Source organism: uncultured Umboniibacter sp., assembly GCF_947497555.1.
In the GTDB taxonomy this organism is placed as follows: domain Bacteria; phylum Pseudomonadota; class Gammaproteobacteria; order Pseudomonadales; family DSM-25080; genus Umboniibacter.
Genome location: NZ_CANMGY010000003.1, coordinates 97096 through 122935, shown reverse-complemented (window position 1 = coordinate 122935; position 25840 = coordinate 97096). Strand labels below are relative to the sequence as shown.

General features: G+C 49.4%; 25 protein-coding genes. 15 read left to right on the top strand and 10 right to left on the bottom strand.

Going from position 1 to position 25840, the window contains the following annotated elements; all coding sequences use genetic code 11:
• Positions 1-58 precede the first annotated feature (58 nt).
• Together Q0698_RS05390 and Q0698_RS05385 are read left to right on the top strand one after the other, a co-directional pair.
• Positions 59-490 carry a pilin gene (locus tag Q0698_RS05390; RefSeq protein WP_298634478.1) on the top strand — a complete coding sequence of 144 codons (432 nt, stop codon included), beginning with the start codon at positions 59-61 and terminating at the stop codon, positions 488-490.
• 340 nt (positions 491-830) lie between these two features.
• Positions 831-2711 (top strand): sulfatase-like hydrolase/transferase, encoded by a 1881-nt coding sequence (locus Q0698_RS05385; protein WP_298634477.1) that lies wholly within the window; start codon positions 831-833, stop codon positions 2709-2711.
• Between the two features lie 54 nt (positions 2712-2765).
• Here Q0698_RS05385 and nadC read toward each other — a convergent pair whose 3' ends face one another.
• The gene (gene nadC, locus Q0698_RS05380) at positions 2766-3611 is read right to left on the bottom strand and encodes a carboxylating nicotinate-nucleotide diphosphorylase (RefSeq protein WP_298634476.1); all 846 of its coding nucleotides are present in this window, start codon (positions 3609-3611) and stop codon (positions 2766-2768) included.
• A 338-nt stretch (positions 3612-3949) separates the two neighbouring features.
• On the opposite strand from nadC, the gene ampD reads away from it, so the two are divergent.
• The 9 genes from ampD to lysS all read left to right on the top strand — a co-directional run bounded on the left by ampD (position 3950) and on the right by lysS (position 14261).
• A complete protein-coding gene (gene ampD, locus Q0698_RS05375; RefSeq protein WP_298634475.1) occupies positions 3950-4501 on the top strand; it encodes a 1,6-anhydro-N-acetylmuramyl-L-alanine amidase AmpD in 552 nt (183 codons plus the stop codon).
• Positions 4498-5328: a regulatory signaling modulator protein AmpE gene (gene ampE / locus Q0698_RS05370; RefSeq protein ID WP_298634474.1), complete on the top strand. Its 831-nt coding sequence runs from the start codon at positions 4498-4500 to the stop codon at positions 5326-5328. The genes ampD and ampE overlap by 4 nt, the downstream gene beginning before the upstream one ends.
• Positions 5329-5356: 28 nt before the next feature.
• Positions 5357-6253, top strand: coding sequence for a site-specific tyrosine recombinase XerD (gene xerD / locus Q0698_RS05365; protein WP_298634473.1), 897 nt, complete (start codon positions 5357-5359; stop codon positions 6251-6253).
• Between the two features lie 16 nt (positions 6254-6269).
• Entirely contained in the window at positions 6270-7022 is a 753-nt protein-coding gene (locus Q0698_RS05360) for a DsbC family protein (RefSeq protein ID WP_298634472.1), read from the top strand.
• Between the two features lie 90 nt (positions 7023-7112).
• Positions 7113-8396 carry a homoserine dehydrogenase gene (locus Q0698_RS05355; RefSeq protein ID WP_298634471.1) on the top strand — a complete coding sequence of 428 codons (1284 nt, stop codon included), beginning with the start codon at positions 7113-7115 and terminating at the stop codon, positions 8394-8396.
• 10 nt (positions 8397-8406) lie between these two features.
• A complete protein-coding gene (gene thrC, locus Q0698_RS05350) occupies positions 8407-9807 on the top strand; it encodes a threonine synthase (protein WP_298634470.1) in 1401 nt (466 codons plus the stop codon).
• Positions 9780-11522, top strand: coding sequence for a single-stranded-DNA-specific exonuclease RecJ (gene recJ, locus Q0698_RS05345; protein ID WP_298634469.1), 1743 nt, complete (start codon positions 9780-9782; stop codon positions 11520-11522). The genes thrC and recJ overlap by 28 nt, the downstream gene beginning before the upstream one ends.
• A gap of 129 nt (positions 11523-11651) precedes the next feature.
• A protein-coding gene (prfB, locus tag Q0698_RS05340; RefSeq protein WP_298634468.1) for a peptide chain release factor 2 occupies positions 11652-12747 on the top strand; the annotation gives its coding sequence in 2 pieces (ribosomal slippage) (positions 11652-11723 and positions 11725-12747; 1095 coding nt in all).
• 8 nt (positions 12748-12755) lie between these two features.
• Positions 12756-14261 (top strand): lysine--tRNA ligase, encoded by a 1506-nt coding sequence (gene lysS, locus Q0698_RS05335; RefSeq protein ID WP_298634467.1) that lies wholly within the window; start codon positions 12756-12758, stop codon positions 14259-14261.
• Positions 14262-14478: 217 nt separating this feature from the next.
• Here lysS and Q0698_RS05330 read toward each other — a convergent pair whose 3' ends face one another.
• Genes Q0698_RS05330 through coaE form a run of 3 tightly spaced genes read right to left on the bottom strand, consistent with a single transcriptional unit; the run spans position 14479 to position 16247 of the window.
• Positions 14479-15426 (bottom strand): AraC family transcriptional regulator, encoded by a 948-nt coding sequence (locus Q0698_RS05330; RefSeq protein ID WP_298634464.1) that lies wholly within the window; start codon positions 15424-15426, stop codon positions 14479-14481.
• A gap of 2 nt (positions 15427-15428) precedes the next feature.
• Positions 15429-15644, bottom strand: coding sequence for a DNA gyrase inhibitor YacG (locus tag Q0698_RS05325; protein ID WP_298634462.1), 216 nt, complete (start codon positions 15642-15644; stop codon positions 15429-15431).
• Between the two features lie 9 nt (positions 15645-15653).
• Positions 15654-16247, bottom strand: coding sequence for a dephospho-CoA kinase (gene coaE / locus Q0698_RS05320; protein WP_298634460.1), 594 nt, complete (start codon positions 16245-16247; stop codon positions 15654-15656).
• 145 nt (positions 16248-16392) lie between these two features.
• Between coaE and Q0698_RS05315 the strand changes: the two genes are divergently transcribed.
• From Q0698_RS05315 to Q0698_RS05300, 4 genes are read left to right on the top strand one after another with little or no spacing between them, the layout of a single operon-like run.
• On the top strand, positions 16393-17898 hold the full coding sequence (locus Q0698_RS05315) for an alkaline phosphatase (RefSeq protein WP_298634458.1): 1506 nt from the start codon (positions 16393-16395) through the stop codon (positions 17896-17898).
• A 10-nt stretch (positions 17899-17908) separates the two neighbouring features.
• Positions 17909-18463 carry a DUF4136 domain-containing protein gene (locus Q0698_RS05310; protein ID WP_298634456.1) on the top strand — a complete coding sequence of 185 codons (555 nt, stop codon included), beginning with the start codon at positions 17909-17911 and terminating at the stop codon, positions 18461-18463.
• A complete protein-coding gene (locus Q0698_RS05305; RefSeq protein WP_298634455.1) occupies positions 18463-19344 on the top strand; it encodes a patatin-like phospholipase family protein in 882 nt (293 codons plus the stop codon). Before Q0698_RS05310 ends, Q0698_RS05305 begins: the two co-directional genes overlap by 1 nt.
• Positions 19331-20032, top strand: coding sequence for a potassium channel family protein (locus Q0698_RS05300; RefSeq protein ID WP_298634453.1), 702 nt, complete (start codon positions 19331-19333; stop codon positions 20030-20032). The genes Q0698_RS05305 and Q0698_RS05300 overlap by 14 nt, the downstream gene beginning before the upstream one ends.
• Positions 20033-20155: 123 nt before the next feature.
• Here the strand turns inward: Q0698_RS05300 and Q0698_RS05295 are convergent, their stop codons facing one another.
• The 6 genes from Q0698_RS05295 to Q0698_RS05270 all read right to left on the bottom strand — a co-directional run bounded on the left by Q0698_RS05295 (position 20156) and on the right by Q0698_RS05270 (position 25730).
• Positions 20156-20764: a DUF4136 domain-containing protein gene (locus Q0698_RS05295; protein ID WP_298634452.1), complete on the bottom strand. Its 609-nt coding sequence runs from the start codon at positions 20762-20764 to the stop codon at positions 20156-20158.
• On the bottom strand, positions 20757-21131 hold the full coding sequence (locus Q0698_RS05290; protein ID WP_298634450.1) for a hypothetical protein: 375 nt from the start codon (positions 21129-21131) through the stop codon (positions 20757-20759). Before Q0698_RS05290 ends, Q0698_RS05295 begins: the two co-directional genes overlap by 8 nt.
• A gap of 11 nt (positions 21132-21142) precedes the next feature.
• Complete coding sequence (locus Q0698_RS05285; RefSeq protein WP_298634448.1) at positions 21143-22162, bottom strand: aspartate carbamoyltransferase; 1020 nt, start codon at positions 22160-22162, stop codon at positions 21143-21145.
• 177 nt (positions 22163-22339) lie between these two features.
• The gene (gene sbcB / locus Q0698_RS05280; RefSeq protein ID WP_298634446.1) at positions 22340-23776 is read right to left on the bottom strand and encodes an exodeoxyribonuclease I; all 1437 of its coding nucleotides are present in this window, start codon (positions 23774-23776) and stop codon (positions 22340-22342) included.
• Between the two features lie 101 nt (positions 23777-23877).
• On the bottom strand, positions 23878-24921 hold the full coding sequence (locus Q0698_RS05275; protein WP_298634444.1) for a DUF3549 family protein: 1044 nt from the start codon (positions 24919-24921) through the stop codon (positions 23878-23880).
• A complete protein-coding gene (locus tag Q0698_RS05270) occupies positions 24918-25730 on the bottom strand; it encodes a hypothetical protein (RefSeq protein WP_298634442.1) in 813 nt (270 codons plus the stop codon). Before Q0698_RS05270 ends, Q0698_RS05275 begins: the two co-directional genes overlap by 4 nt.
• Between the last annotated feature and the right edge of the window lie 110 nt (positions 25731-25840).

The window sequence follows — 25840 nt, the reverse complement described above, 5'->3', positions numbered from 1 at the left end:
TTCCGACTAACAGCAGTTTTCGCTGTGATGCGATAAAATTTTATAATGGAGAATTATCATGAAAAATCAAAAGGGTTTTACCTTAATTGAATTGATGATCGTTGTTGCGATCATTGGTATTTTGGCAGCAGTAGCTATTCCTCAGTACCAGAACTACGTTGCGCGTTCTGAGGCGGCTTCAGGCCTAGCGTCGATCAGTCCGCTTAAAACTGCAGCTGAGGAGGCAATTCTTCGCGCCGCAACAATCACTGCCGATGATGAAGCTACCCTAGGTTATGACGCGGATGGCAATACTTTGGGTGACATTTCGAACTCAACGGTAACATCCGGCGTTATGTCAATTACTTTCAGTTTTGACGCTGCCTCATCATCGCCAGCGGTGGGTGGCGCAAACATCGTTTTGACTAGAGCCGACACGGGCACGTGGACCTGTACCACGACTATCGATGAGACGATTCACCACCCGAAAGGTTGTGGTGCAGGATCTTAAGTTTGACTGATCTGTTAGAAAGAAAAGAGGGAGGGGCTAGCCCCTCCCTCTTTTTCGTTGGTTAGCTCGGTACTTAGATGCAGTACCCTGTAATTATCTGAATATTGCTGAAGTTAGCCGTTTTCTTGTTGTTCGTTTAGAAAGTTCAATACATTATTGCTGTCGAAGTATTTGAAGTGCTAGGTCGTCCTTAAATGTAAAGATCATAATTCCGACTCCAAAGGTTGTTAGTGCTCTAGTATAATCTTTAGCTCGTTAGCGTTGGCCCTCTTATACTCTTATACTCTTATACTCTTATACTCTTCGACTCTTTACTAACTGTTTTAGGTATCCATCCTAGTTGGAGTTTCAAAAACATATGAACAAGATAGCCCCCCTTCGTATCGGGATGGATTGCCTTCTAATCTCAATACTTTGGTTGCTTTCAGACTCGGTCGGTTTGTTGCAGCGATTCCCTAGCACAGTTATCGACTTCAACTATGTAGTTTCTCAGTTAGGGTTCGCCGAGCTATTGCCACTTCTGAAGACTCTGTTCCTTGAGTTGGTGCTCCTTCTTTTAGTAAATTTACCAATAGTCTGGTTGATACATAGGTTCGCAAAGCCGATTCCCAAGATTAGATTTTTACTAATTGTACTAAGTCAATTAGCGGCAATTACCTTGGTCTCGTTACTAAATGTTGAGAGTACTTATTCGCTGTTCAAAAGCTTTACTTTAAATCTTGGTTCGCTAATCTGCTGCCTAGCACTGTTCTTCTATTTCTTGAATCAAGGTTTGCAATTAGCTACGTTTGTTTTGCTTTCGAGTTCTTTAGCAGCAGGCTTTTTGGTATATGGGAGTCTGTTAACGGATGCGGAGCCCCAAGTCACGGAGCAACCAAACATTTTTCTAATTGGGGTGGATTCGCTTCGTTTAGATACATTTGATTTAGCATCGGGTGGTGTATTTGAACAGCTCCGCGAGAGTGGTGTATTTTATACAAACATATATACACCGATGGCGAGAACACACGTAGCGCTTACTAGCCTATTAACTGGACTTCAACCCATCGAGCATGGTGCACGTTTTAATTTAATGGCTCCGAAGAATTGTGCTTTGGATAGATCATTGCCGGCAAAGTTGAAAGCTATTGGCTACAAAACGTTTTTCGCGATGGACGAGCGTCGGTTTTCGAATATATCAGAAAGTTATGGTTTTGATGTAACCGTCGGTCCTCAGCCGGGAAGTTCTGAGATGATATTATCCTCCTTTGTAAAGCATCCATGGGCTGTGTTACTTAATCAGTTTCGATGGGTAAGTGACTTCTATTCTTACAGAGTAATTAATAGGGCAAGGCCTGATATGTATGAGGCTAATATTTTTACTACTCAAATCCTCGATCAGTTAGTTGGCGAAGAAAAATCAATATTTGCACATACTCATTTCACCTTGGCGCATTGGCCCTATGTCAATGATCCAGAACCTCACGGAGAGTATTCAATCGATGATAACTACTTATTGTCGATACAAGAGGTTGAGACTCAGATTGGCGACTATATTGATACACTTACTGTCATGGGGCTTTTAGATAATGCGTTAGTTTATTTCTACTCAGATCACGGAGAGAGCATAAAAATGACCGACCAGCCTATTGGTTACTTTAAAGAGCATAGCGTTGCTGGAACTGGGCATGGCACATCAGTTCTTAGTGAAGCTCAATATCGAGTACCTGTAGTCTTTTTACAGTATAGGAATGGAAAGGTAGTAAGTAGGTCAGGCAGGAGTGATGAGTTAGGGTCACTTGTAGAAATCTATGAATCATTATTAGCGCAAGTTGAGTCTTCTGTTGCCGGTTTGATTCATGGCGCACCTAATTTATCCTCGGAGGCAGTTTACTTGGAAACTGGGCGTGTTTCGCCGTCATTATTCTTGGATTCCTTGAACGAATCCCGGATTATTGAGGAAAATCTAACGCAATTCGTGCTGGAGGGGCCGGCGGTGGTTTTCGACCAAAGCCAGGTTGTTAGTGAGCTAGGCAAAAAGCAGGTGGCAAGGGTTACGCCTTCGGCGGTTTTAAGTTATTCGGGAAGGCAGAATTGTTTCAAGTTTTCATCGGAAGGGTATGGAGGCTTCGGTGAATGCATATCTAAAGAGGATCTAGATGTCGAGTGGACTAGAACCGCTATGCAACTCGAAGAGCTTGTTAGAATACCTTACTATGAAGGTTGTTCGTCGGTACTTTAATTTCGCGGTGACTGAAATTGTAGTGTAATAGTAGCCCATCTAAGAACTGCAGGATCAACCCACCCGCATACTCAAATCCAACGCCTTAACATCCTTCGTCAGCGCCCCAATGGAAATAAAATCAACGCCGGTTTCAGCAATGGGACGCAACGTCTTATCCGTCACATTACCTGAAGCCTCAAGCTTGGCACGCCCATCATTCATTTCCACCGCAGTACGCAGATCCGCAAGGCTGAAGTTGTCCAACATGATGATATCAGCATCGGCATCTAACGCTTCCTGATACTCGTGAAGGTCTTCCACTTCAACTTCTACCGGCTTACCTGGCGCAATCTCGTGGGCGCGGCTAACGGCCTGTTGAATGCCGCCGCTGGCGGCGATGTGGTTCTCTTTGATCAGGAAAGCATCGTAAAGGCCTACTCGATGGTTGAAGCACCCTCCACAGCTAACCGCGTACTTTTGAGCGTTGCGAAACAGTGGGATAGTTTTGCGAGTGTCGAGAATCTTCACACTCGTCCCTTCAACCATATCTGCGTAGCGGCGACAGGTTGTTGCGGTACCACTTAACATTTGTACGAAGTTCAGCGCAGCGCGTTCGCCGGTAAGTAGGCTTCGGCTGCTGCCACTGAGGGTATATAAAGTTTGATTTGGCTCAAGGCGATCGCCATCTTCCACGGCAAAATTAATTGTCACGCTAGGGTCCAGCTGTTTGAATACTTCAAGTACCCATGCTTTGCCCACGAACACACCACCTTCACGCGTAATTATGCGCGCTTCACTCATCGCCTCAGCGCTAATCAACTGTGCGGTGATATCACCCGATCCCACATCCTCAAGCAGAGCTTGAGATACTTGGTTGGCGATGTCTTCAGCGCTGAGAAGATGGGCGGCAATGCTCATGGTATGTCCCTTGGTTAGCTGGTGTTGGTGTCGGTTTGCAGGAGATAGGACCGTTGTTAGGGCTTGCCTCCTAATTGGTCGAATTCTAGCACAGCAATTCAGCGAGGTAATAATGCTAGCCCTTAATGGCGCAATATTTTCTCAAGGGTTGAAGAGAGCCGCCATTAGAGTTTCTATAGGAGCGCCTATGAGCGCGTCAATGAAAACTGAACGATGACAGCTTTAAACGCAGGGCTATCTAAGCTAAGCGCCACTGAAGTACGAATATAGCTTGAGCTCAGGCGCCCTTGAACTCAGGATAATAGCCCCCCATACTGCTATTTAAAGAATTCGAGGAGATGTCATCATTGCAGTGGGACGGTTGGTTAGCGAATACTCAGAAACGGGTGTCGCCTAATTTTAATGCGCGGCCGAGCGGCGAGGTAGACTTGCTCGTAGTCCACTGTATCAGTTTGCCCGAGGGTAGTTATGGCGGCCCGTGGGTGGATAAGTTGTTTCTAAATCAGATTCGCGGCAATGAGCACCCTTCCTTTGCAGATCTTGAAGGATTGGAAGTTTCGGCACATTTTTTTATCACCAGAGACGGTAGGCTAAGCCAATACGTGAGTTGTCTTGAGAGGGCTTGGCATGCGGGTTTATCGTCCTTTAACGGTCGCTCAAACTGTAATGACTTTTCGCTGGGCGTTGAGTTGGAAGGTTGTGATGAGGATGGGTACGAGAAGATTCAGTATCAGGTGCTCGTTGATTTAGTAAAGCAGTTACAGGGATATTTCCCGGCCCTCACGTTAGATAGAATAGTGGGGCATGAACACATAGCGCCAGGACGAAAGACCGATCCCGGACCGCACTTTGCTTGGCAGAAATTTAGGGAAGAATTGGAGAAGGCATGAGTTTCTTTGTAGTGTTAGTGGTGTATTTGCTTTATCGCAAGGGCGAAGGTTGGCATCGCCTGCAGCGCCGTGTTTGGTTGGGGAATTGGTGGAATATCACCGGTGATAAGGGTACCGCTGCTAGCAGAATTATCTATTTGGCAATTCCGTTAGGCGGGCTTTTCTTCGCTTACTGGCTGCTGTCGCCGATGGGCATGATGGGGAGTTTGGCGCTTGTCCTTATTGATCTCTTCGTCCTGGTGCAGATCCTCGGAGAACAGTCCCTCCGCGCTCATTTCGATGACTATCGTGAGCAGCTGGTAGCGGGTGAGATGATGGAAGTTGGTGCGCGAGCGGCCAAGGACCTTGGCTACGATAGCCCTACGGACAGCGAAGGCGCCTATAAGCTAGTTTGGCAGGCGTTGGCTCGTCGTGCCTTCATTGATTTCTTCGCAATTCTCTTCTGGTACTGGCTGGGCGAAAGTTTCTTTGGTTTAGGTGCGCTCTTTGCGATGGCTTGGCGACTTATCTTTATTGGCGCAGCGCACGATAAGTGGTTCTTTAAATTGCGGCATATAGCCGGGTGGGTCCCGGCGCGCTTAGCATTGTTGGGCTATGCGTTTGTGGGGAATTTCAGTACCACCCTGCCTGTGCTTATGCAGTCATTAACTGATTTTCACATTCGTACAAGTCGACTACTTTGTGACGGAGCAAAGGCAGCGCTAGTGATTGATAATGACGCGCACGATGAGGGTGAAAAGTCCTTAGAGCGCCTCTTTCAATTAGTGCAAAATGCGGAACTCGTATGGTTGGCGGCCTTCAGTCTTCTTGCCATAGCCGGTGCATAGATGACTCGCCACGGAAGTAGTTAGGGTAATGGTTGACGTGGATCCCCATAATGCGGATCGGCTGGAAGGCTGGTGCCATTACCTTCAGTTTGAGGCTGGTTTATCGAAACTTTCCTGCGAAAGTTACCGTCGTGATGTCAGCCAATTCATTCGCTTTACTGATATCTCACTTGATCGTTTCAAAAGCGATGATGTGAAACATTGGTTGAGTAATGGCTTTACTGAAGAAGCTTCGGCTAAGTCACAGGCAAGACGGCTGTCGAGTTTGCGCAACCTCTGCCTGTGGTTAATCAGTAGTAATTATCGCAGTGATAATCCCTGTGCAAATATTGACTTGCCTAAACTTGGTAGGCGACTCCCCAAGGATATTAGTGAACAACAGGTTGAGCTCTTATTGGCTGAACCTGATACGAGCACGCCGCTAGGATGCAGGGATCGGACGATGCTCGAACTTATGTACGCAACTGGATTGCGGGTATCCGAGCTCGTAAATTTGTCGCGACTATCGCTTAATATCAACCAAGGTATTATTCGGGTAACGGGGAAGGGCGCTAAGGATAGGCTAGTTCCGTTAGGCGAGGAGGCTGAGGAGTGGCTGGTTCTTTACATGAAAAGCGCACGATCGGAGCTGTTAAAAGGACGGCAAAGTGACGTATTATTCCCCTCCACACGAGGGACGATAATGACTCGCCAGACGTTCTGGTATCGAATCAAAAAGTACGCGGCGGCTATTGGGTTAGAAGAGGCAATTTCTCCCCACGTTCTGCGCCATGCATTTGCGACCCATTTACTTAATCACGGTGCTGATTTAAGAGCGGTACAAATGTTATTGGGGCACAGCGACTTATCCACCACCCAGATTTACACACACGTTAGTAGAGCCCGATTAGGGGAGGTGCATCGCACCCATCACCCGCGAGGCTAAAGAGAGAAGTGATATCATGAAGTTGTTTAACATTGCGTTGGTCGTCGTGGCCCTCGGTTTATCTGTACCATCGATTGGTCAGGCGTTAGCTCCTCAGGCAGAGGAAACTGTCGCCCGTGCCCAGGCTAATCTGCAACGTATTTATCCTCAGGTCCCCTGGGGTACGCCAGAGCCGTCGTCCATCGAAGGCTGGTTAGTTGTACCGATCATTGGCTCTGCAGAGACTATTTATGTCTCGAATGATGGTGAGCATCTATTCACTGGGAAAGTATTCCGTATCAGTGGTAATTCGCCAGTAGATATCGCCGAAGAGCAATTAATGCCTGAGCGTGCTGAGAAGCTAGCAAGTTATGACCTGAGTGAAGCGTTGGTTTATCCTGCCAGCTCCGAGAAAAAGGCGCGTATTTATGTCTTTACCGATGTGTCCTGCGGCTATTGTCGCCGTTTCCACGGTCAACTCGATGAGCTTAACGAGGCCGGCGTAGAAGTCGTTTATTTAGCTTATCCACGCGATACGCAAAGCCGACAACCTACTGCCTATCGCACTATGACAGGCGTCTGGTGCTCGCGTGATCCCAAGGGCTCATTGAATGAAGCGTTTGAAGGTGAATCATTCCAGCAAGCCAATTGCTCGGATGCGGTTCGCGATCAGTACAATTTCGGCATGTCACTGGGCGTAAATTCTACCCCACATATTTTCCTTGAAGACGGAACCAAAATTCCGGGTGCGCAGCCTACCGAGGTCCTGCTTCAACAATTGGGAATATAAACCATAAGTTAGTGTAATTGACCTAACTCGGGTGTCTGATACTCTCGGTTTAACTGGGGAACTTATCCCGAAAAAATATTGAGGTTCAGCGTGAAAGTAGTCAAGTTAGGTCTATGTGGTTTAGGTACGGTTGGTAGCGGCGTTGTAAACATATTCGAACGCAATGCTGATCTCATTCGCCGAAGAACGGGCAAGCGAGTGGTGATTCATCACATTGGCGCCCGTTCCGACTCCACCAAGTGCGATGTGAGCAAGATCAAGGTGAGCCGCGATATTTTTGCGGTGGCCAATGATGGTGAAGTTGATATCGTTCTGGAACTCATTGGTGGCACTACTGTTGCGAAAGATTTGGTAGAAACGGCGCTCAAGAACGGCAAGCACGTGGTGACCGCGAACAAAGCACTGATTGCGGAACATGGTGATGCGCTGTTTAAACTCGCTGAAGAATGTGAAGCGGTGCTGCGTTACGAAGCGGCTGTCGCCGGTGGTATCCCCATTATCAAGACGCTTACTGAAGGACTATCAGCGAATGAGATCCACAGCATTGTGGGGATCATTAACGGCACGGGTAACTTCATCCTCAGCGCGATGACTAACGAGGGGAAAACCTTTGAAAGTGCCCTCGCTGAGGCCCAGCGCCTCGGTTATGCCGAGGCCGATCCCACCTTTGATGTGGAGGGGATTGATGCAGCTCACAAACTGCAGATCCTCGCTTCCCTTGGCTTTGATAAGCCGTTTGAATTTGGTTCGGTGTCCACTGAGGGGATTAGTAAAATCACCCCCGCTGATATCGAATACGCGAGAGAACTCGGCTACCGTATTAAGCACCTTGGTATCGCGCGCCGACGTCACCATGGCTTCGAGCTTCGGGTTCACCCAGCCTTGGTTCCGGTGAAGCACAGCTTGGCCAATGTTGACGATGCGCTGAATGCCATTTTCATCTACGGGGATGCAGTCGGCGGAGTGCTATCTGTTGGCGCTGGAGCCGGGTCAGAACCTACCGCGTCAGCGGTTATTGCCGATGTGGTTGATGTGGTGAAAGCAGGTGAAGCTGCTCGCGTTATTCGCCCAAAGCAATCTACAGGCAAAGTGTTGCCTCTTGAGGACGCTGAGTCTAGTTACTACATCCGCTTCAAGGCTACCGATAAAGCCGGTGTTATGGCGGCCATTACGGGTGCTTTCTCAAATCATGGAATTAGCCTTGAGGCTATCTCCCAGAAGGAGAAGCAAAGTTCCGAGGATGATCAGGTTACCGTTGTACTCCTAACCCATGGAGTGCGTGAGTGGTTGTTTAATCAGGCTCTGATAGACCTTAAAGCGCTGGATAGCGTGGTAGGTGATATCGCAATGATCCGCGTAGAGACACGTTTTTAAGGTTAATGCTATGAAGTATCAAAGTACCCGAGGTGCCGCCGAGCAACTATCGTTCGAAGACGTGCTGCTAAAAGGTTTAGCGAATGATGGTGGTCTATTTGTCCCCACCGAGCTACCAACGTTCAGCCATGATGACCTCACGCGCTTAGCGACGCTGAGTTATGAAGCGCTAGCCTTCGAAATCATGTGGCCATTTGTTGAGGGCTCTATCTCAGCGGAAGATTTCCGTGCCCTAATTGATGATGCCTACGCTCAATTCAATCACTCCGCGATTGCGCCATTAATACAGATTGATCAACGCACGTGGGTATTGGAGTTATTCCACGGTCCAACCCTTGCGTTTAAGGACTTCGCCCTGCAACTTCTGGGTAGATTACTTAATCACTTCCTTACTCAACGTAACCAGCATGGCGTGGTGATGGGGGCAACCTCGGGTGATACCGGATCAGCGGCAATTGAAGCTTGTGTGGCCTGTGACCACCTCGATATCTTTATTCTGCATCCTCACCAGCGTGTATCAGAAGTTCAGCGCCGCCAGATGACGACGGTACTGTCAAAGAATGTCCATAATATCGCGTTAGAAGGTCACTTCGACAACTGTCAGCAGATGGTGAAAACTAGCTTTGCCGATCAGTCCTTCCTGCCGGAAGGGCGTCAGTTAATTGCGGTCAACTCCATTAACTGGGCGCGTATCATGGCGCAGATTGTTTACTACTTCTCGTCAGCACTCGCCCTTGGAGCTCCGCAAAAGCACATCAGTTTCAGTGTGCCGACCGGCAACTTCGGCGATATCTATGCCGGTTATCTAGCGAAGAAAATGGGCTTGCCTATCGGCCAGTTGGTGGTGGCAACGAATGCGAATAACATTCTGCATCGCGCTATTGCGGCCAACGATTACTCCAAGCAGGGGCTACAGAAAACCTATTCGCCGTCCATGGATATCATGGTGTCGAGTAACTTCGAGCGACTGCTTTTTGATGCCTTCAGCCAAGACGGCGATGCGCTCAAGACGCAGATGGAAGCCTTTGCCGAAACCGGTGAGCTATCTCTTCCTGTCGAGGTATATCAGAATGTGATTACTCACTTTAGCTCTGCGGCCTTAGATGATGAAGATACCTTAACGTGGATTCGCGACACCTTTACGCATTCTGGCTACCTGGCAGACCCTCACACGGCTATTGGCATTGGCGCGGGCGCCGCTTGTCGTCGCAGTGAAGATGAGGTAATGGTATGCTTAGCCACAGCACACCCAGCTAAATTCGACGAGGCCGTAAAAGCCTCTGGGGTAAATCAAGAGGTGGTGCTTCCCGCTCATCTGACTGATTTGCTTGAACGCGAGGAGTCCTATGAGGTTATCGAGAATAACTTGGAAACCGTGCAATCGTGGATTCAGCAACAGGTGAACATCTAGTCAATATTCAGCGTCGCAAGGCGCTGAGCGATCCGCTTCCCCAATATCCCGAGCTACTCGCTCGGGTGCTATCTCACCGTGGTATTCAGTCCGATGCTGAACTGCCGCAATCTCTCGCACAGTTACTACCGCCGCCCAAAATGAAGGGGCTTGCTCAGGCAGCTGCCCTGGTCGCGGACACGATTGCCATGCAAAAACGTATTCTCATTGTGGGTGATTTCGACTGTGACGGTGCAACGAGCGTTGCCTTAGGTATGCTTGGCCTGCCCGCATTGGGAGCTGTTCACGTTGATTACCTCGTGCCGAATCGCTTTGAGTTTGGTTATGGGCTGTCGCCGGAAATAGTTGAAGTGGCGCGCGAGCGATCACCCGATATGTTAATTACAGTAGATAATGGTATTTCCAGTGTGGAGGGCGTCGCGCTAGCTCGCAGCTACGGCTGGGAAGTTGTGGTGACTGATCATCATCTACCCGGGGATCAGCTTCCTAGCGCCTCGGCGATTGTTAATCCCAACCAGCACGGTTGCGAATTCCCCTCTAAAAACCTAGCGGGGGTAGGCGTGATGTTCTACCTGCTTATTGCGCTTAGGTCAGAACTCCGAGCCCGCGGGGAAACTGCGGTTGAACAGGTGAATCTGGCCCAGTGGCTAGATATCGTGGCGGTGGGAACGGTAGCCGATGTGGTGCCACTAGATGCCAACAACCGCTTGCTCGTTAGTCAGGGCTTGGCGCGAATTCGTAGCGGCCGATGCCGACCTGGTATCAAGGCGCTGTTGCAAATCGCTAAACGTGACCCAGCTGTGAGTAAGGCTACGGACTTAGGCTTTGCCGTGGGACCACGACTCAATGCGGCAGGCAGACTCGATGATATTAGTGTGGGGATTCGCTGCCTACTCACTGACGACGACTCCCAGGCTATGGTGCTTGCCGATCAACTCAACCAATACAACGTCTCGCGCCGCGAAATTGAGGCGTCAATGCAGGCTGAAGCGGCCATCGCCGTCAAGGCGATTAAGCTCGCGGGTGATTTACCCTGGGGGTTGTGCGTCTACGAGCCTACTTGGCATGCGGGTGTTGTCGGTATCGTTGCGTCACGGCTAAAGGAACAGCATCACCGTCCCGTCATTGTCTTCGCCGATGAGGGTGAGGGTTATATCAAAGGGTCCGGGCGAAGTATTCCCGGTTTGCACTTGCGTGACGCACTAGATCAGGTAGCGAAGCAAGCGCCTGAGGTGCTCAAGAAGTTTGGTGGCCACGCGATGGCGGCAGGATTAAGTATTCAGAGCAATCATTTCGAGCGATTCTGCGAGCTATTCGATGAAGTGGTTCGAGGGCAATTAACTCACGATGATCTGACCGAAACGATGTTTTCTGACGGTTCACTCGCCAGTACTCAACTGCACACGGAAAATGCTAAATTGCTGTCAACGTCGCAACCGTGGGGGCAGGGCTTCCCAGAGCCGAGCTTTGACGGAGAATTCTGGGTGGTCTCCAGCAAGTTGCTGCAGGATAAGCACCTGAAACTGACCTTAGCACCGGTTGATAATCGCCAGCATCTGGTTGACGGTATCCTGTTTAATTATCAAACAGCAGAGCGCCGGTGGCATGAGCAAACCTCAAAGATCCGCGCGGTGTATCAGCTTGATGTGAATCGTTGGCGAGGTAATGAATCGTTACAACTGATGTTGCGCCACTTGGAGGTGGTCTACGATTGATAGCCATTGATTTCACCGTGCTTTGGCAGGAGTGACTTTCGCTCGCTATACTCGCAAACAACATGATTTTTTTATGGCTTTGAAGTAGAATCGCCGCCTAATTCGAATTTGATAATGGTTAGCCGCTAAATGGAAATTAATCCGATCCTCAATACCATCAAAGATGTCCGCGAACGCGTTGATATCTTGAGGGGGTATCTTTGACTATGCCAACAGGAAAGACCGACTTGCAGAAGTTGAGCTAGAGCTTGGCGAACCGTCCGTTTGGGACGATCCAAAACTGGCTCAAGAGCTGGGCAAAGAACGCTCGCTACTCGAAGGTGTCGTCAAGACCATCGATGACGTTGACGCAGGTATCAATGATGTCTCAGACCTACTTGAGCTAGCCGTTGAAGAGGATGACGAAGATACCGTTGCCGAGGTTGAGGCAGAACTAGCTAATATCGTAGCACTGTTGGAAGAACTCGAGTTTCGCAGGATGTTCTCCAACGAGATGGACCCCAACAATTGCTTCCTGGATATTCAGTCTGGCTCCGGCGGAACGGAAGCTCAAGATTGGGCCGAAATGCTCCTGCGCATGTACCTTCGCTGGGGTGATTCGAAGGGCTTTAAGACAAGCTTGGTGGAATGCTCGGCTGGTGATGTAGCCGGTGTTAAGAGTGCGACCATTCAGTTTGAAGGCGAGTATGCCTACGGTTGGCTACGCACCGAAACCGGCGTACACCGCTTGGTTCGCAAGAGTCCCTTTGACTCTGGTGGTCGTCGACATACGTCGTTTACCTCAGTATTCGTGTCGCCGGAAATCGACGATAATATCGAAATTGAAATTAACCCTGCCGATTTGCGTACCGATACCTATCGGGCATCGGGAGCGGGTGGACAGCACGTTAACACCACTGATTCAGCGGTGCGTATTACCCACGAACCTTCGGGAATTGTAGTGCAGTGTCAGAGCGAACGTTCACAGCACCAAAACCGTGACCGTGCTATGAAGCAGTTAAAGGCCAAACTTTATGAGTCTGAACTGCAAAAGCGTAGCGCTAGTGCGCAGGCGCTGGAAGATACCAAGTCGGATATTGGCTGGGGAAGCCAGATTCGCTCGTATGTACTGGATGATCAGCGTATTAAAGATCTCCGTACCAGCGTGCAGTCATCGAATTGTAATGCCGTTCTCGACGGCGATATTGACCAATTTATTGTCGCCAGTTTGAAGAGCGGCCTGTAGGAAAATCAATGAGTAATAGTAGCGAAGAAAACAAGCTAGTAGCCGAACGCCGAGCGAAGCTAAATGGTCTGCGTGAGCGCGGCAATGCCTTTCCGAATGATTGGCGTCGAGATGCCCTAGCGGCCGACCTGCAAAAGCAGTTTGCTGAGCACGACAAGCCAACCCTTGAAACACTGGGTCACCGTGTGAAGGTAGCGGGTAGAATCATGCGTAAGCGCGGTGCCTTTATGGTACTGCAGGACGTTTCTGGTCAGATCCAGCTGTACATCAACCGCAAGGTGCTATCGGAAGCCGAAGCTGCTGATGTTAAAACTTGGGATATCGGTGATATTGTCGGCATCGAAGGTCCGGTGCAGCGTTCGGGAAAGGGTGATCTTTTCGTGGATATGCACAGTGTCGTGATGTTGACTAAAAGCCTTCGTCCACTTCCAGACAAGTTCCATGGCTTAACTGACACTGAGCAGCGCTACCGTCAACGCTATGTTGACCTGATCATGAATGAAGATTCGCGTAATGTCTTCGCTACGCGTTCAGCTGTTATTCAGTCTATCCGTAACTTCCTGGGCGAAAAGCACTTCATGGAAGTGGAAACTCCCATGATGCATGTGATTCCAGGTGGCGCTTCGGCACGTCCGTTCGTGACCCATCACAATGCCCTAGATATGGACCTCTACTTGCGCATTGCCCCTGAGCTTTACCTGAAGCGTTTGGTCGTGGGCGGGTATGAGCGTGTTTACGAAATCAACCGTAACTTCCGTAACGAAGGTCTTTCAACACGTCACAACCCTGAGTTCACCATGTTGGAGTTCTACCAAGCGTACGCGGATTACCGTGACTTGATGGATCTTACTGAAGGGATGATTCGCCAGGTGTGCCTAGACGTATTGGGCTCAACGGACGTTGTGAACACTACCAAGAATACTGATGGTGAAGTGGTTGATTCGGTGACCTACGAATTCGGCAAGCCGTTTGCCCGTCTAAGCATGTTTGATTCGGTATTGGCTTACAATCCCACCCTGAAGGCTGAGGATATTAATACCCTTGAAGGTATTACGGCCGTAGCGAAGTCGTTGGGCGTTAAAGTTGAAGCGCGTTATGGCTACGGTAAGATCTTAACTGAAGTCTTTGAGGAGACGGTTGAAGCACGTTTGATTCAGCCTACCTTTATTACCGATTACCCAACCGAAGTATCGCCGCTTGCTCGTCGTAGCGATGACAACCCAGATGTGACGGATCGTTTTGAGTTCTTTATCGGCGGTCGCGAAATTGCTAACGGTTTCTCGGAGCTTAACGATGCTGAAGATCAGGCGTCTCGCTTTGCCGCTCAGGTAGCGGACAAGGACGCCGGTGATGATGAAGCCATGCACTTTGACCATGACTATATTCGCGCGTTGGAATATGGCTTGCCGCCAACAGCTGGTGAGGGTATTGGTATTGATCGGTTAGTGATGTTGTTAACCAATAGCCCATCGATTCGCGATGTATTGCTATTCCCACACATGCGTCCTGAGTGATTGTTTAGTGTGAGCTAGCGAGAATAAGAAAGGCCGAATCAGTGACTGATTCGGCCTTTTTACTTATCGCCTCGGTGATGCCAGAGATTTGCTCGGCGATACCATCAACGTATATGTCGGCCTATGAGCTAATAGTGGCCAAGCTAATGGTCATACACAGCGCGAGCTTTGCTCTTCGATAATTGAGCATGTCCATATTGGACATCCTTTGATTGGCTTACTTGCGAGGCGATGGAGAGTCTGATGTGATCCTGCGCCAAGCCTTCGGCGCCATGCCGGACCAACGTTTAAACGAACGACTGAAGGCGCTGTCTTCCGAGTAGCCTAAGTAATTGGCGATTATCCCTAACTTGAACGCGGGATTCTTAAGGTAACCGCGCGCACGATCAAAACGAACGGCGTCGAGGACATTTCTGAAGGTGGTACCGGCTTCCTTCAACTGGCGTTGAAGTTGGCGCCCCGAGACATTAAATCTCGCCGCAACGCTTTCAAGGGAAGCGTCTTCCAAATTGAGTTGCTCGCGAATAACAGCCAGGATAGCAGTCAACTTTTTCGCCGGCCTTAACTGTGCTGAACTAACGGGTTGAGTAAGTAATTCCGGAGCGAAATGAAGCGCGGTTCTACCTGACTCAACCATAACGGGGCGATGATAGTTGCCTTCATGGTATTCCGAGACAACCCAGCTACGAATCGAGCTCGAGCGATTAGTAAGTTGGCAAATCAATTGATCAATTAAACTTAACGCATGGATTTGTGCACTTAATGGAAGTGTCTGTTCACTAACCAGCTCGATAGAAGCGGTATCCGCAGTCACATTACTTCTGTAGGAAACACCCGGTAGCAAATGGGCGCAGCGCTCGCTAAATTCCATAAGCTTTGCAGAGACATTTTTCATACTTAGAATGTTGCTGTTATAGCCCCTGAACAGGCTACTTACATGCAGTTCACCCAGGATGGCACTAAAATTAGGCTGGTTGAAACGTTCTTTGCACTCATCGACTACGCGGTGGTAGGTATCGATAGGCAGATAGCTGTCAGGGATATCAAGCTTTGAAAAGTCGATGTCGAATTTCTCAAGTAGCTTACTGGGAGACGAGCCAAATACCACCACTAAATCCGCGATGTTTTTAAACACTGATGAGTGAACAAGTAATCCAGTTTGCATGATTAGTGCTTTAGCTCAAGCTCGTCTGACATCATATCGTCCCAGACCGGCTCCCCCGGAATGGCGTGCCCTTCACTGGCCCATTCACCGAGATCAATGAGTTTACAGCGATCGCTGCAAAACGGGCGGTAGGGTGACGAAGTGTCATAGCTGTGGGCAATGCCACAGGTTGGGCAGTCCACAAGTGGTGTTGATGCCGTTGACGTCTTCTTAGTCATAAATAGTTCTCATGAAACATCGCGCGGTATAAGCGCTTCGTGAAATTGTTGCAGTGCATTATGTAACTGCTCAAGCGAGCCACTATTGTCGATCACATAATCAGCTTTGTCGAGTCGCTTTTTTCGCTGCAGCTGAGCAGCCATGATGGCCTCCACCTGTTTCTCGCTGACGCCGTCTCTACTAAGCGTTCGCTGTCGCTGTGTTGCTTCATCAACGTCAATCACGAGTACTTGATCACAGAGTTCACTCTGTTTGGTTTCAAAAAGCAATGGAGATGACAGCACCGCATAAGGCCCATCGGCGTTTTGCAGTTGGGTCTGAATTTCGTTTCGTATCAATGGATGTAGCAGTGCTTCCAACCACGATTTTTGCTCAGGGTCAGAGAAAATGAGCTGTCGCAGGGCTGCTCTATCTAAACTTCCGTCGGCTGACTTTAGGCGCTCGCCGAAGTGCGAAAAAATCGCCTGCAGTGCTGGGCGCCCAGGCTGAACGACAACGCGCGAGCAAAGGTCGGCATCAACAACCGTGACACCCAACTGTTGAAGGTGGTCTGTTGCGGCCGATTTACCGCTACCGATTCCGCCTGTTACGCCTAAAATCATCTGAATTATCTCTATTGAAGCGGCTCTAGTTTAGCGTTTTATGGACATTAATACTATGTAATCGCGGCCCGCGTGTTGAGCAGTGGGTTTAGAGCAGCTACTATGAAAGCCTATAGCCATAAATATGATAAATAGGACGTTTTCGATGAAGAATGTATTTTCTATAGCGGCTGCAGCAAGTCTTTTCACAATGACGATATCGGGTTGCACTGATGAGACAGTATCGAGTCAAAGTATTGATCAAAATGTTAATCAGTGGACGATTGATGGCCAGCGAGACCTCGCGAATGCACTGAATCAGCAGCCGATTAATAAACGAGCAAAGAATGTCATCTTTTTCATTGGTGATGGTATGGGTATCACCACTCAAACCGCAGCGCGTATTTTAGAAGGGCAGCTAAATGGGCAGGATGGCGAAGAAAATTTGCTCAGCTTCGAGACGCTCCCTTACACCGCGCTAGTGAAGACGTACACGACTAATCATCAGGTGTCTGATTCAGCGGGCACGGCTACAGCCTTTCATACTGGAGTGAAAACTAAGTCCGGAGTTATTGGGCTCTCTGAATTTGCGGATTACGGCGTCTGCGAAGGTCAGGCGGAACATGAAGTGACTAGTTTACTCAAAATGGCGGAAGACCGAGGTATGGCCACCGGATTGGTCAGTACTGCTAGGATCACCCATGCGTCACCGGCCGCGGCGTATGCCCATGCTGCTAGCAGAGGTTGGGAAACCGATACAGATATGCAACCTGCCGATATAGAGATGGGTTGTGTCGATATCGCTCGGCAGCTGATCGAGTTCTCACACGGCGATGGCGTTGACGTGATCCTGGGGGGAGGTCGTCGTGGCTTCCTGCCAAATACCGTGACCGACCCGGAATACCCGGATCAGAAAGGCCGACGCGAGGATGGACGTGATTTAGTTGCGCAATGGCAGGCAGCAGGCGGTCAGTTTGTTTGGAACGAACAGCAGCTTCGCAATGCCCCCAAAGATCAGCCGCTACTGGGGCTGTTTGAGCCTTCTCACATGCAATTTGAGGTCGATCGACAGCTTGATAACGGCGGCGAGCCATCGTTAACTGAGATGACGGCGACGGCAATTAGTCGTTTAGAAGGTAGTGAAGAAGGCTATTATCTATTTATCGAGGCTGGCCGTATTGACCATGCTCATCATTACAACAATGCCTTTCGAGCACTTCACGATGCGGTTGAAATGTCTCGAGCCGTTGCGCAGGCGATGGCAATGACGTCAGAGGAGGATACGCTAATAGTCGTATCGGCCGACCATAGTCACAGTTTTGCACTTGCCGGATATCCCGCCAAAGGGAATGGCGTTTTTGATTGGGTTCGCGGTACCGATGAGCACGGTCACCCTAACGACGAAGTGACATTGGCTGAAGATGGCCAACCTTATACCATGTTAGGCTACACTACAGGTGTCATTGTGGACCGAGATGAGATCTTTGGAGAGCAAGATCCTGCCGATCCTAATTTCCGTCAGGGAGCACGGATTCCAAGTCGTGGCGAACACCACGGTGGTGAAGACGTTGTGGTGATGGCTCGAGGGCCGATGGCTCATGCCTTTCATGGCTTTGTGGAGCAAACATTTTTACATCATGCGATGGCTCACGCCCTCGGCATTCAGCAATAAGAGGTAAATCATGAAGAATTTTTTAGTTGGCATCGTATTGTGTAGCCTAGTGGTTGGTTGTTCTAGTATTCGTGTTATTGAATACAATGAAAAAGAAACCGACCTAGCAAGCTATGAGTACTTTTCCTGGGGTGACAGCCCTTTAGATCCCAGTACACAAAGCGCACTAGCGATTGCGGATTCAGCAATTCGCACATCGGTAACTAAAGAGCTTCAGAGTAAGGGTTATGAAATTGTCGACGAGGGGTCTCAAGTTACGATGACCTGGCGCGCAGGACGAAGTGAAGTTGAAGTGTTCGAAGAACCTGTTTACACCATAGACAACTCGTTGGGTGATAGTATGCAAGCGAGTATCGTCCATGATGGTGATGTCTTTCAGTCGAGTAGTGACCACGTTTCAGTCAATCAGTTAGTACTTTTGTTTGTTGATACGGCCACGAAGGAACCAATCTATAAAATTGAGATTCGTGGCGTGCATGAAAACGCAGCAACCACTGAAGGCTTGATGGCACGTATCGAAGAGGGGTTACAGAAAGCCTATAAGATTATTCCTTCGCGAAATTAATGACTAGCGTCTCGCTTGTTCTCGGGAGCGGGGGCGCCCGTGGCCTCGTGCAAATTGGCGTTATTGATTGGCTGCTAGATAACGGCTATCAAATTGACTCCATATCCGGTTGTTCGGTAGGTGCGTTGATTGGTGGCGTCTATGCCGCTGGGAAATTCGAGGAATTTAAATCCTGGGTCTTCGCGCTCGAAAAGCGCGATGTGCTTAGACTTACGGATTTGCACTGGGGCGCTGGTGGTTTCATTAAGGGTGACCGAGTGATGGCTGCGCTGCGCTCGTTGGTGGGTGACAAACACATCGAGGAGTTGGGAATACGTTACACTGCAGTGGCGACAGACTTGGACCGAGGGCAGGAAAAGTGGTTCCAAAGTGGCGATTTATTTGACGTTATTCGAGCCTCAATTGCAGTGCCCAATGTACTGTCTCCGCACGTTATTAACGGTAGAATCTATGTAGATGGTGGTCTTCTTAATCCCGTACCTATAGCTCCTGTCCTGGCTGATCAAACAGATATGATCTTAGCGGTAGATCTAGCTGCCCGCTCGACCGACAACCGAAAACAACTCGCGCGTTCTAAAATGCCTAAGGCTTCGGAAAAAAGAGGTCGAATCGCCTCATTTATCGCCGATTTAATTGGCGATAACGACGAAGAGGTCGTCGAGCTTCCCAGTGTGCTTGATATTAGCAATAGAAGCTTTGATATCATGCAAACGGCTATCTCGCGCATTAAACTCGCAACGCATTCGCCGGATGTGGTGTTTGAATTTGCTAGAGATTTGGCGGTAATCCATGAATTTTGGCGAGCCAAGGAGTTGGCTGATATTGGCTATCAAGTTGCCGAAAATACGATGAAGAAGCAGGCTCACGATGAAAGAATTTGATCTTCCGCACGACCCTCACTACGCATTTACAGCGTTATTTTGGGTAATGATTGTCAATATTCTATCCACGGGATTACTCGCAGCAAGCTCTTTTGCCATGAGTGTTGGTAACCTCACCTCCGCAGGTGTATTACTTGCGGCGATTTACCTCGTATCTCACAGTCGTAAGTGGCTTATTGTTTTGAGTTTGACAAGTATTCCAGCCATTGTGAATAACTCACTCGTTTCAATCTTAGGTATACCGCAGCTAGAGATTATTAATAATATCTTATTCGTTATCTCGCATATTTCCGTAACCGTATTCCTAGTGCTTACTCTCATTTACGCTCGTCACGCTAATCTGTCGACGATTTATGCGGCGATGTGCGTGTATCTAATGATCGGACAGAGTTGGACCTATGCTTATCTTGCGATTGAAGCGTGGCTGCCGGGATCGTTCCTATTTAACGATGAGCTGCGCGTACTTGGGGAACTGAACTACCACGAATTGATGGCGGAGATGGAGTACTTCAGCTACGTAACGTTGACCACGTTGGGATATGGTGACATCACGCCGATTTCTCCAGCGGCGCGGTCCGTAACAATATTGGAATCCATTTTGGGACAGCTTTATCTCACTATTGTCTTAGCACGACTGGTTGGTTTATACCTTCAGGAAAGGACTAAGAAGGCTTCGCCGGACAATTAGTGGGGGGAGTTGCCAACTCCTTGGGTTGACCCGGTTCGCTACATACGTTCGCTGACAAAATTAGCGCTAACGTTGGGCGGCGCTAATTTTGCCAGTGCTCTGAAGTATTACGACTCAGTAAGGCTACTGAGGTAGGTTTTTTAATAGGTACTGAACGGCGTCATCTACTGCTGCTTGCGAACGTTCGGGGCTTGATTGGTTTAGTAATCTTCGCGCTGAACTGGTTCTCCACACTAACTTTTCAGAGGTAACATCGGTGAAATCGATGGTCACCTTCACTTTATCATTATCAGTTTCTTGGAGCGTTGTTTGCTCACTATAGAGACGCGGTGAGTGGTGGATTGGGTAGCGATGATAATCATACCAACCAAGCCCTGTAGAAGCGCCAACCGAGTTGCCGCGGAAGGCGGCTAGGCTTTCCAAATGATAGGTGACCTGCAGGCTTGCTCCTTCGCTTTGCTCACTGTAACCCGCTGCTGCTAACTGAGCTCTGATACTGGCAACCATTCGATCATTAAGTAGTTGACTAGAAATAGCCGTCTCGGTGGACTCCAACGCAGATGATGGTGTTAGCTGATAGGTTTTGCTCGCGCCAAAATTGTAATTGGGATCGTAATCCATATTCGGCGAGCTGGCACAGGCTGCTAACAGTAGGGTTGCACTGAGCGTTACAATTTTTACGCTGAATTTGCTAAGACTCGAACTAAAGAAATTGTCTGCACGGTTAGTCATCTTGCGGTACCTCTGGAATGTTAAATAAACCTGGCTGTCGTTCCCATAAGCCGTCTTGGTTGAGACAGAAGTCGAAATCCAGCTGCCAATTGTCTTTATTGGAAGTGGTTACGGTGTAGCGAATCCGCCGACACGGAACATCGCCCAAGGTAAATAATCGTAGTAATTTAGCCGTGCCGTAGCTGCCGCTTTCATCGTTCTGCCAGGCGACTTCAGTTCCTACTGGCTGATTGTTCAACCCTTCCGACACGGCGGTAGATAGTAGGGCCATATCCTCAGGCGTGATGCGAGGGATCGCTGAGCGCCAATTTGCTTCGGCCGCCATGGAGAAACAAAGTAGAAATATTGCTAAGAGTCGAACTGCCATGTTGATTGTCCTTAAAGCGTGTTGTTTCTTTGTGTATACCAAATCACAGGCTGTTCGGATTTCTTCAGCTCTGCTTCCACATCTAAGACTTTCACAAATAATGCCATTCTCACGATAACACCATTATCCGCTTGGCGGAATATTGCCAAGTTGGGATTACGATCCAAGTCGTTATCTAGCTCATTCGCTTCGACCCTAGAGTCACGAGGCAGCGGATGCATAATGACTGTGTTCGGCTCGCAGTGCGCGGTGTAGATGCTCTGGTTGAGGCGGAATTGGCCGCGATAGAGATTGGCTTCAGCTTGATCAGCGAAGCGTTCCTCTTGGATACGAGTGCTGTAGACGATGTCTACGGCATGGATACCTTCTTCGAGCTTATCGGTTACGGTTACTTTGACATCGGCGGTACGCATTTGTTCAACGAGAGCATCGGGCAGCTGAAGCGGTTGCGGCGATACCAAGCGGACTTCTACATTCTTGAACAGGCAAAGTAATTTGCTGAGGGAGTGAACGGTTCGGCCGTGTTTCAAGTCGCCAATCATGGCGATACGTAATCCATCGATACTGCGATTAAAACTGCGTAACTCGTTACGAATAGTATAGAGGTCCAGCAGCGCTTGGGTGGGGTGCTCATTCGGGCCATCACCACCGTTAATTACCGGGACTCGAGAACCCTGAGCAAATTCGGCTACTGAGCCAATTTCGGGATGGCGCATACAAATAACATCGGAGTAGCCCGATAATACTCTAGCCGTATCGTAGAGTGATTCGCCCTTACTCAGCGACGAGCTCTCTAGGCCAGTTGTTTCACGAACATAACCACCAAGGATGTTAAAGGCTGAGCCGAAGCTCACTCGGGTGCGAGTGCTGGGCTCGAAGAACATATTGCCTAAAATCGCCCCGTCGAGAACACGCGTTCGTTTCTCACGGCGAGCATACGGTGCGAGTATATCCGCCGTCGTGAAGAGCGATTCGATGTCCGCGCGCTCAAACTGTCCGATAGATAAAATGTTGGCTCCACGAAACTGCATAGTGTCCTCTTATTTTTTGCTTTTGACGTCAGGTGTCTCCTAACGTGGTGTTGTTTTTAACGCGTTGCGTCCCTAGCATTAGCTACGCTTACTTGCTTAGTTCATAGGGGCTAAACAGCTCATGCTCAGCCTGATAAGTGTTCTGTATCCGAGCCGTTAAGCGCGAATAGCCCTATGCTAGGCGCTCTGAATTAGCATTGCGAAGCGCTCTAAATCCTTCAATATCTTCAACTTACGCTCATTGTTCACGATGTCAGCATCTTGGCTAAGTAGCATCAATTCTCCGGCGAATTCCTCTAAGCTTAGCTCACCTCGGCCACCATCGGTAAAGCGACTTAGCAAGAGCTCTCGCCAAGTATATCGTTCATCGTCATTCAAGGTCTGCGGATAGAAGCGTGCTTTGTAGCGCAGGAGAAGTTGGTTGTAGCGATCATCGGCGAAGTGATAGACCTGTGTTGCTAGGTCGTCAGCGCTGGCAGCGCGAACATCCGCCATCGTGGATTTGTCTGCTGGTGACGGGAACCCTTGGTATAGGGTGGTTTCCGCGTCCGCTGGAGCTACTTGATAATCACTGTTGAAGACGTCGCAGAGCTTTGCCCGAACGGCCGGGTCACTAAAGAGTTCAGCGCGTTTTAGCATCGCACTTTCGTCTAGCTGCAGACGCTCGCAGGTTTTTGGGTCCGCGGTGGCAGTTCTCAACGGAGCTACGGCGGGAGACTTGTTTAACATGATTTGCTTCAGACCCAGTGACTCGTAACCTTCAGGGCGCTCGCTAAAGCGAGTGAACATAATTTCGCGGATCGTTTCTGCACTTTCACGAAGCAGCCAATCATTGTTGGTATTGAGGTCAACGCACACCACTGCGTTGCGGTTACTGCCGCCTTGTCCCAGTGCCAACATGGCCGAGGTATAGTGGCGCTCAGGACCTAACTTAGGCGAGGTGTGCATAAACGGCCCGTTGCCAACATGGAGGAGTTCGGCCACCTTATGCTTTTGCCGCATCTGAAACAGATAGTTGAATAGCTTTGGCTGGGCATCGCGTAGCTTCTTAGCCATTCCAATGGTAGCGCGGACATCATTGAGGGCGTCGTGGGCATTCTCGTGGCTGATTCCGTTGGCGGCGCTGAGAATCTCTAGACGAAAACTCGGCTTATCGTTCACCGTTGGCCATTCAATCCCTTGAGGGCGAAGTGCCCGCGCCATCCGTAGCACGTTGATCAAATCCCAACGGCTGTTGTTATTGCTGTATTCGCGCTCGTAGGGATCATGAAAGTTACGGAACAGCGTAAAGCGAGTGACTTCATCGTCGAAATTGATGCTGTTATACCCAGCCCCGCAGGTGTTGGGCTTCATAAATTCAGCGTTAATCTTGGCGATAAACTCAGGTTCTGGCATGCCACGTTGAAGACATTCCATTGGTGAAATGCCCGTAATTAAAGCAGCTTGAGGGTGCGGTAAGCGATCTAGGGAGGGCTGGGCGAACCAGTTAATCGGCTCGCCTATCTCGTTGAGATTTTCGTCGGTACGAATAGCGGCAAACTGAGAGGGTCGGTCAAGCTTAGGATTGACACCCCAAGTTTCATAGTCATGCCAAAGGATGGTGTTGGTAGTCACCGCGATGCTCCGCTCAGATTTTGATTATTATGGAGAACAAGGAGGGGGTGGCGCAACTCCTATTCGCGAGAAGCGCCAGACAAAGAGCCAATGAGTTGCGATTAATGGCCCAGATGTTTAATTCTAAGTGTCTCGAGTCGTTCATCCTCGAAGGGTTGATTTAGACAGGCAATGATAAACGGGCGAAGCGCCGTGAACGTCATCAACTGGCGAACAACGGGAACGAAGCTGATGCCATCGTTGAATTGCAGCAGGTTGCTAAAGAACTGGCGGCATACGTCTGGCTGTTGCAGGTCATTCCAGAAACGGCCTGCTACGACGCCTATCACCTCGCCCGAAACACCGTGGGCGGAGTTCAAGGTACGAAGCAGGTTGCGTTCGCGGCACGCCGTGTCGCAGCCAGCCAAACTCTGCAGTAAGGCCGCGGTGTTGGTGGCATCGCGGTCACTCGTCAATTCGGCTTGTAAGTGGCTTTCGATAGTTTTAATCAGTACCGCGGGGAGAGTCTCATTTTCCAGTAGATGAGCCAGAATTTGCCAGTGACGATCGCCGAGCAAAAGAGCATTCGCACTGAGCTTTTGGGCGACGCCAGGTTGATTCAGACGAACGCTCAAATCTGCTAAGCCCTGGAGGGGCAGCAGATCAACATCCTGGTCCTCAGGATTGTCCAACCAGCGCTTCACCAGTTGATAGTTGTCCGTTGAGGCAAGCTGGTTATCCACTCGCAACATGGAATGAAACTTGGCGCGCCGTTCAACCGGAGGCTGAATACTAGCGCTCAGGTCCTTGGCTGCGGCCTGTAAATCGGTGGCCTCTTCAGCGTTGAGGTTTTCAGCATTGGCTGCTGCCCTACTGAGGAGTTGGTCAATTAGGCCGTCTCGGGCTCCTAGGTTGAGGTGCATGCGTTCATCCAGCGGTAATTGGAAGAACCAGACCACGCTATTTTCTATCTGCTGCTTATTCAAGCCGACAATGGCAAAGGTTGCTGCCGCTTGAACGGGATTTTCCCAGGCTTGTTCACCTCGTTCGAATGCTAGCCAGTCTTGATGCTCTATCCGACGAATCTGCCGTGATAAATCATAGGTCGCTACCTCGAGATCGGCTTGCTCTAAGAGTGCGCTAAGGGTGAGGAGTTGATCTGTCATACTTTACTCGATGTTAGTTCGGTGATGGTTTCGCCATTTAGCGTCAGGGGTTCGGCGGCCAATTTGTCTGTTACCACGGCTAAGAACTGATAGCTTCCATTCTCTCCACCAATCGTCACAACCGTACCCGCTGTTTTACCTTCAGGGGTGAGAAGTTCATCCCCATTGCTTGGCGCAGCGCCGGCCAACTTGCCGCGATGGAGCGATTTTTTGGACTTACCCAGATACTTCATTCTGGCAACGATTTCCTGCCCTAGGTAACAGCCTTTAGTGAAGGAGATGCCGCCGAGTAGATCGATGCCAATAATCTGTGGGATGAATGCGCTCTTTGATGAGGCATCCGTAAAGACTACGCCGGCCGCCACATTGGCTAAGGCGGCCGCGACAGATTGCTCAACACTTGTTGACTGCTCTTTAATGACCCACGCTGAAGAGCCATTTGGATGACGGATCATTGAGCCAGCTTGGGAAAACGCCTCAGGAGCAAGTTGATCGGCTTGGGCAGAGAAATGCACTGATAGGTCCGTTCGTTGATCGATGGCGACCTTCGAAAATGCTGCGTACTTTCGATAATGGGCGATGAGTTCGTCAGCACAATCTTTATCAACTAGGATGAGGAAGCCTTGATCAATCTTCGTAATGACGAAGGTAGCAATAGCACGGCCTTTTAGATCGCAACTAGCCGTGAAGGCAGCTTTCTCTAACGTGATGTCTGCGGTATCGGCGGTAATTTGATTTTGTAAAAATGTCGCGGCATCTTTCCCTGTGATCGAGTAGATGCTGAGCTGACCAATGCTGGTGGTATCCATGAAAACCTCGTAGATCAATATGAGCTATTTATGGGGGCTCTACCTAGGAAAATCAAGGTGAGTTGATAAGAAAGCTACACTGAAGTGCGTGACTTAACGCGCAGCGGTGG

Bases quoted from the DNA above. Each gene is read 5' to 3' on its own strand.
- Q0698_RS05275 (WP_298634444.1), bottom strand. From the start codon at position 24,921: ATGACAGATCAACTCCTCACCCTTAGCGCACTCTTAGAGCAAGCCGAT.
- Q0698_RS05310 (WP_298634456.1), top strand. From the start codon at position 17,909: ATGAAGAATTTTTTAGTTGGCATCGTATTGTGTAGCCTAGTGGTTGGT.
- Q0698_RS05330 (WP_298634464.1), bottom strand. From the start codon at position 15,426: ATGCAAACTGGATTACTTGTTCACTCATCAGTGTTTAAAAACATCGCG.
- thrC (WP_298634470.1), top strand. From the start codon at position 8,407: ATGAAGTATCAAAGTACCCGAGGTGCCGCCGAGCAACTATCGTTCGAA.
- Q0698_RS05325 (WP_298634462.1), bottom strand. From the start codon at position 15,644: ATGACTAAGAAGACGTCAACGGCATCAACACCACTTGTGGACTGCCCA.
- coaE (WP_298634460.1), bottom strand. From the start codon at position 16,247: ATGATTTTAGGCGTAACAGGCGGAATCGGTAGCGGTAAATCGGCCGCA.
- Q0698_RS05285 (WP_298634448.1), bottom strand. From the start codon at position 22,162: ATGCAGTTTCGTGGAGCCAACATTTTATCTATCGGACAGTTTGAGCGC.
- Q0698_RS05295 (WP_298634452.1), bottom strand. From the start codon at position 20,764: ATGACTAACCGTGCAGACAATTTCTTTAGTTCGAGTCTTAGCAAATTC.
- Q0698_RS05305 (WP_298634455.1), top strand. From the start codon at position 18,463: ATGACTAGCGTCTCGCTTGTTCTCGGGAGCGGGGGCGCCCGTGGCCTC.
- Q0698_RS05300 (WP_298634453.1), top strand. From the start codon at position 19,331: ATGAAAGAATTTGATCTTCCGCACGACCCTCACTACGCATTTACAGCG.
- lysS (WP_298634467.1), top strand. From the start codon at position 12,756: ATGAGTAATAGTAGCGAAGAAAACAAGCTAGTAGCCGAACGCCGAGCG.
- xerD (WP_298634473.1), top strand. From the start codon at position 5,357: ATGGTTGACGTGGATCCCCATAATGCGGATCGGCTGGAAGGCTGGTGC.
- Q0698_RS05390 (WP_298634478.1), top strand. From the start codon at position 59: ATGAAAAATCAAAAGGGTTTTACCTTAATTGAATTGATGATCGTTGTT.
- nadC (WP_298634476.1), bottom strand. From the start codon at position 3,611: ATGAGCATTGCCGCCCATCTTCTCAGCGCTGAAGACATCGCCAACCAA.
- Q0698_RS05315 (WP_298634458.1), top strand. From the start codon at position 16,393: ATGAAGAATGTATTTTCTATAGCGGCTGCAGCAAGTCTTTTCACAATG.
- Q0698_RS05290 (WP_298634450.1), bottom strand. From the start codon at position 21,131: ATGGCAGTTCGACTCTTAGCAATATTTCTACTTTGTTTCTCCATGGCG.
- Q0698_RS05270 (WP_298634442.1), bottom strand. From the start codon at position 25,730: ATGGATACCACCAGCATTGGTCAGCTCAGCATCTACTCGATCACAGGG.
- ampD (WP_298634475.1), top strand. From the start codon at position 3,950: ATGTCATCATTGCAGTGGGACGGTTGGTTAGCGAATACTCAGAAACGG.
- ampE (WP_298634474.1), top strand. From the start codon at position 4,498: ATGAGTTTCTTTGTAGTGTTAGTGGTGTATTTGCTTTATCGCAAGGGC.
- Q0698_RS05360 (WP_298634472.1), top strand. From the start codon at position 6,270: ATGAAGTTGTTTAACATTGCGTTGGTCGTCGTGGCCCTCGGTTTATCT.